Origin of the sequence: Spartinivicinus poritis, from assembly GCF_028858535.1 — a bacterium.
Taxonomy (GTDB): domain Bacteria; phylum Pseudomonadota; class Gammaproteobacteria; order Pseudomonadales; family Zooshikellaceae; genus Spartinivicinus; species Spartinivicinus poritis.
In genome coordinates this window covers 1-6886 of sequence record NZ_JAPMOU010000104.1, presented here as the reverse complement: position 1 = coordinate 6886, position 6886 = coordinate 1, and the positions used below count along the sequence as shown (strand labels likewise).

Here is a 6886-nt window from a genome sequence, read left to right as displayed (position 1 = left end):
AAATAAAAATCCAGCCCCATATTTCAACAGCAAGGCTTTTAAAAGCGGCTAAAAAATCACCTTGAAAGGGCTGGTCTATACAGCTAAGATATAGTTCATACTCTTCTAAGCTAAAGCCATACTTTCCTTATATATTTCTCTATGGCTCTGGTGATAGGGACATTCCAATGACAGCGCCTATAACATATTGAATCAATTCTAGTTGCTCCAAAATACTTGGATAAAATTAAAAGGCAAACCTAACAAGATGCATATTTTATAGCATTTCAACTCCAGCCCAATCGAAACTCACCCAATAAGTAGTTTTACTATTACATACAGTAAAACTATGAGCTTCTGGCCCCCACGAGTATTGAGATGTTTCACTTGTCTTATCACAACCGACTTCTTTAAATACTGGAGTAATCGACAGGCACATTGTGATCTAACATGAGCACCTATTATACTGCAGTAACCCAACGAAAACTGAAGAAAATATGACACGGTTTGTACAACAAACGTTAGAAAGTGGCAATCATTGAAGAGTTCATCAGGGCTCATGGTAACGATAAAATAACAGGAACGAGAAAGGCTATCATGAATGGTAAAGGTTTGCGACAGAGCCCTTATAAGTTATTTTTTTATTAAACGCTTTAATTGATACTACGTAGTGTGCTGCATAACGATGCTATTTGATGGGGGCAGCCATCTCACCTGAGTCTCATAAAATGATTCGTAACAGCCATATACCCACACTAAAAAATGAATGTCAGTTTGTAAGAGTGAATTACATCTCATGAAACTATTCGTTATTAATCTGCATATGAGTAATAATATGTTTATTCAATTAATAATCATGTCGCAGTATTTTATGGAAGATAAAAGATGTCAACAAAACTATCGGCAAATGATAACCACTCGACGTCCAACTCTCTTAATGCAGAGAACTTTGATATACCTGAATCAGTTAATATTACTAAAAGTAAGCAACTGGATAAAAATAAGCTAGAACGTAAAGAAAAAAATAAAAATTTGCATTTAAAGTCTATTTTAAGCTTGGTTTCGCAGGGCGCTGCTCGAGCAATATCTGATGAGAAAAATGATGACGAAAGATCTTTAAATGCAAGACGGAAAACACCTTACTTTACTTCATCTAATCCTTCTAAACAGAAAAAATGGCGTTCTAATGGTGCTAAAGAATTAAATAAACCGTTAACCAATCAATCTGTTAAGATTAAAGCAGACTCCACGATACCTAAAAAAGATATTGATTTTGTTGTGGCCGTGCTTAATGAGCTTTATGACATTGAGAAAAATAATAATCAGCTACCAAAGATTATCTCTGCATTAAAAGGCATAACAATTCGATTAGGGCCTATGATAGAAAAAAGCTATGAAGGAGCTGCTGCTGTATATAATGATAAAACGAATACTATTACTTTAGATTTGAATAAAATTAGCCAGTTAGGGTTAACGGTAAGGCAAGTTTTAGTGCATGAAGCATTGCATGCCAGAGATGACCTACAAGCAGAGCAAACTGGTCGTTCATCTATTGGGGATACAGAAACAAAGACTCATCAAATAGAAATGATGTATGGAGCTCAGCTTATTAAGAAAGGATTTATAAAGACACCGTTTGTTAAAAAATTATCTATTGATCCGATTGCCGGTGATCATGTACATCCCTTTAATGAAGCTGAACTATTAAATAATGTACTTAATGACATTTTAGAGCGCCAGAGCCAACCTGACGGAGTGAAAACAGTATGGTATTCACTGGACCAGCAAGACAAACAAGCCTATATTCAGGAAGCATCTAAACGACTGCTTGAAATGCAGCAATCAACGTTAAATATACTAGCTGCTCAACATTATCAGATGGAAGGTAATGCTGACTCTATACCGCAACGATTAGAAAACCTAAAAGCGCTTAAAAACCAGTTACTGAGATTGATTGACCAGCAAGGTATGACACCTGCTAGAAAAAAGTATCTTGACCAGCTAAATAATTCAATTGATGTCTATACAGCACAAGATGGTAGACAAAGAAGGTATGAATCAATCTGGGAAAGAAGAGCAGATATTCTGAAAAAAGGTGATGACTCAAAGCGCAATCAAGATGATAGTACTAAGCTAAAATATAATAGCACTAAAAAAATTAGTGACTTAAAAAATTTGATAAGTACAGCCTCCGATCCAGCAAAGAAAGCTGCATATCTTGACTTACTAAGTAATTACGAAAAATTTTTAAGTGGTAAAGTTGCTGACCCCAGAAAAACCCTTGCATTGCCATTATCGTCAGATGATTTACCGTTAAATGCTTCATTACTAATGATGGAGGAGCAACCAGGTTATATACGGATGTATATCAGCCTTGTGGATGCAAACTATGATGGCAAACAAAAGGAACTTCATTTAGATAGTAATGGTGATGTTATTATCAAGCAAAAAAGCAAAGATGGATTTATTAATTTTAGTTTTGGAACGCCAGCCAGATCACTGGCATGGCAGCAAAAATACAGACTTGATCCTAACCCTAAAGGTACACCAACTTATACACCGATTAGATCGGTATTAGTAAAAACTGACTTTGTGAGAGAATACTTTGGTAATTACATGGAGTCTGAACATTCGCAACGGGATGCACTTAAAGCAAAAATGTTACCTGATGGTAGTGAAATTACTTTAACTAGTGTTGATAGAAAAATAGAAAATCAAATTGGAATTAAATTTAAGAACAACCAATCATTTCAAAGTATATTAAACGAAAATATTTGGAAAGGCTCATTCCAAACTATAGCTTTAGCTGGTTATGAACAGGCGTTATATGATCCTGCTAGAGATGGTGAGTTTGTAGATATAAAAGCACTTGAAAGAAAAATAGGTTTTGGGGATAGGAAGTATCTATTAGATTTTGAAAAAACGAACTCTGATGGTAGTAAAAAATATCTTCCTGCTACACCATTCACTAAAATTGATCAAGATAGTAATGGTAAATTTACCGGTGGCCACTTAAGCTCAAGTGAAACTGCATCACTATATAACTCAAGTTTGGATTTTTTCACTAAGCTGGAGCAACTTCGAGACGGTACTGCACAAAAACAACCATGGTATCAAAATGATCAAACACGCAGTGAGTTTGAGTCAAAGTTAATTAGAATTTTAGAAATAAACCATATAACACCAGGAAGCTTAGTATCTCCTACTACACCTGATCCTCGTTATAGGAATGGGGAAGGTAATAGCTTTAATAAGTCACGATGGGAAGCTCAGTTTGCAAATCAATATTTATCTCATCAAGTATCTCAATCTCAAATTTTTGATTTAGCAGGTAAATTTTCTCAAAAACTTGATACAAAGACGTTAAATAATTTAAGTGAACAGGCATATATCCGTAGTGACTTAGCTGCTGTGAGAAAATTAGTACCAGAATTGACTGACTCAGATGCTGATTTATTAAAAAAGCTATTAACTGGGCAGCTAACAGAAGCTTTGCTTAATAACCAAGAATTGAAAGCTTTGCGCATTCAACTTTTCTTTCATTCACTTAGGCCTGCAGCTGGAGAAATAGACTCAAAGTTTCGAAATGATCCAACTATAAGCCATGATATTGGAAGCAGCAATGCACATATTGTTGAAATAAATAACAGAAAAAATAAAATCGATCCATATCGAATACTAAATGCTAACCCATCTGATGTTGAATATTATGATGGCTCGTATGTCATAAAAGATGACAAATTACAAAGCCATAATCAATTTGAACCTGATACTCAACAATCTACTACAGAGTACATGCAAAACTTAGATGCTCCCTTTACCGGAGGTATATCAGGCACTACACGGGATATCTCTAGGGTTTATCAATCATTATTTGGTAATATCACACTTCAACAGTATTGGCAGTTTCAACTAGCAAATGCAGCTTTTATGATTCGCAATGGATATCACTCATTTTTTGAGACGTTGTATGTTGCCGCACGATATGCACCAGACGGTGATAATGGAATTGGCAAAGAAATTATTACGATATTCGATCGCTTAAACCAGCAAGGAGAATTAGGTGAAAAGCCTCAAGGAGCAATATATCAAGAGGTAATGAATAAAATTTTACCGATAGTTAATGACGGAATTGATACAAATAGTCGACTTACCATGCCTCCATATCCAGGAGAAAATAGCCGAGAACGCCTTGTGTCATGGAACCAGTTTAGGGATGAAGGTGTAGTAAAGTTAATGGCTACCAATGGGGTTAATGATAAGGTTAGATTGGCACCACAGTCGCTTTATGTTGGCCTCAGCCAGTCAAGTCTGCCTAAAGGGCGATGTAGTGGTTTGACGGAGGCCTATTTACAAATGCTGAGCCAAGGAAATGGTGTAGAAAGTAAAAATAAATTATTTGATACTTTATTTACTCATTCAGCAATTTACCAGCGAGTCAAAGATGGGACTGTTAGCCAGCAGGAAATAAATGAGGCTGCAAAATTTACAAATCTCATTGATGATCTGCATAGATCAAATCAGCTTGCACCTGCGGACAACTCTTTAAAATTGATTGGTGAGTTAGGCATTAAGCATATTGTTAAAAAACTATCAGACTCTGGTGATCAATATCTGATGCTAAATACGGGTAATCATAGCTTAGCGGTCGCAAAAAAAGGGGAGAAGTATTACTTATATGACCCTAACTTTGGAGATGTTGAAGTTAAATCATCTAGTGACTTAACGCGAGTCTTAAAGAAACACTTTAATTTATCATTTACCAGCCAAGGTAATAAAAATCTTGCAGAACTTTATCAAACACAATTATCAGCAGACAAGAAGCCGGTATTTACGGTTTATGCGTTGGATACTCAAAATAGCAAAGTAGTCGAGAAAACTACAATATTATCCCAGTTCATTAATAGTGATCGATTAATGACGGAGCGAGATCGCTTGATGCAGCTGGGTGAAGCTGAAATTGACGGAACAAAAATCCATTGGACTACCCTGTATGATATGGGCGCTAGCCTTAATGGCAAACGACTGATGGCTGCTGACGTACAGAAGTTACAGCAAACAGGCCGCTTTGATCAATTACAATTTGATCGAGCCTTGCTTGGTGAGTTTGTCACTCAACGGGTTCAAACTCTCGATCACTCCCTGTCTTCTACTGCACAATGGTTGAAAAAAGTGGTCAACCAAAGAGAAGATAGTAAATCATTATTAACCAATTTAACTGAAGGGCAAAATACGACAATTGCTGATGATTTTCTAACTTCAGTCAAACAATATATTAATAACCAGTTAAATGTTGACCCTGAATTCTGGCAATCTTTAACCAACAAAGTCAAAACCAATAGTCATTTGGCAACAGCCAATAGTGTATCGAGTAAAGTGGGTAAAGGTTTGCAAGGGTATGGCTATTACCAGAACATCATGGGCATTTTCAATGCCTTGCGGCGGAGTAACCAACCAGGGGTTGATCAAAGTGAAATTAATAAGGAAGTTGGCTTAGCTGCGGGAGGGTTGGCGACAGACTTATTAGAGCCTCTAGCAGAAAAAGGGCTGCAAAAAGCTGGTTTGTCACTGGTCAATCGCTTTGGTCAGTCAGCTTCTACAGCAGGTAAGTTCGCCAGTAAGCTAGGCACTGGATTAATGCGAGCCGGTGGTGCTGTATTGGGAGTATTAACCTCGGGATTTGATATTTATTCGGCAGTTGACTCCTTTAAAAAGTTAGCATCAGAAACTGACCCGAAAAAACGCCAGGACTTAATTGTCAACGGTTCTTTATCCGTAAGTGGTGCCGTAGTTGGTATTGCTACTGCTGTGGCAATTGGGATTGGAGGCACCGCGGCAGCTGTTGCGGGGCCCATTGGGGTGGCTGTTGCTGCGGTGTTAGCTATCGGTGGGCAAATTTATAATGCAGTACGGCAAGTAGAAGAACTTGAAAAGTGGACAAAACTATCTTCTAGAGAGAAGTTCGATGCAGGGTTTGCGGCATTTTTTGGAATACCCCAACGTGAGAGTATCATGAAGCGTGTAGTTGAGGGTCAAGCAAGAGATAATATAGATGGTGAGTTAGCTAAACAAGGTGCTGCGCAGATATATAATTCAGATTTAGATACTATTGCCTACTCAAAAGGTAAAGTAAAGGTTGATGTTGAAAGGAAGTACTATATTCAAGTTGGATATTGGGTTGATGACTGGGCAAGTGATTTAGGTGGTAGCTTTAAGTACAACAATGTCCAACATAACTTAACTAAACAGGAAGCTGAACAGTATCTGAAAGCTAATGCCAGTAGACTAAAAGAGTCTTACGGACAATCTAGTGATTTTGTTAGTGTTAGCATGCTAGAGTCCGTAAGTGATCGGAAATATAACCCTAGTTTACATGAAACTGATGATGATATTGACTTGTCTGATGAAATAAAAGGCTCAGCTGAAACCAAAATGTTCCAAATTGATACAGACGGCCAAAATAGTAAAATGGTTAAAGAGGTAACCTCTTATGAAGAAACCTATCGCGTCAAAACTGGAACAAAATTAGTAGGCAACAAAGCTCCTCGTGTAGTAGACGTTTATGAAACAAGAACAAGGACAGTCACACCAAAGCATAACCTAAAAGCTACTGTGTATAATAATGCAGGAGAAAATGCAGCTGTTATTCAATCTGTTGAAAATGATGATAAAAAATCAGCCTTTATAAACTTAGGAGCCGGTAAGGACAAAGCTAAGGGCTTTATCAATAAAAATAATATCTTTGTTGTGGGTGAAGGTGAAAAAACATTTACTGGTGGAAAAAAAGATGATGCCTTTATTATTTCGGGTAGTAGAGCACCTAATAAAGTCAGTCAATTAACGGCAGGTGAGGGTAATGATACGGTTATTGCTCAGGGGGATTTAACTGATCGAACTGAAGATACGG

Annotated in this window: 1 protein-coding gene; it reads left to right on the top strand. The window is 37.1% G+C overall.

Annotation, left to right across the window (positions count from 1 at the left end):
* Positions 1-864: 864 nt before the first annotated feature.
* Positions 865-6886: YopT-type cysteine protease domain-containing protein (locus ORQ98_RS28570; protein ID WP_274692236.1), on the top strand; the 6022-nt coding region annotated here is incomplete at its 3' end.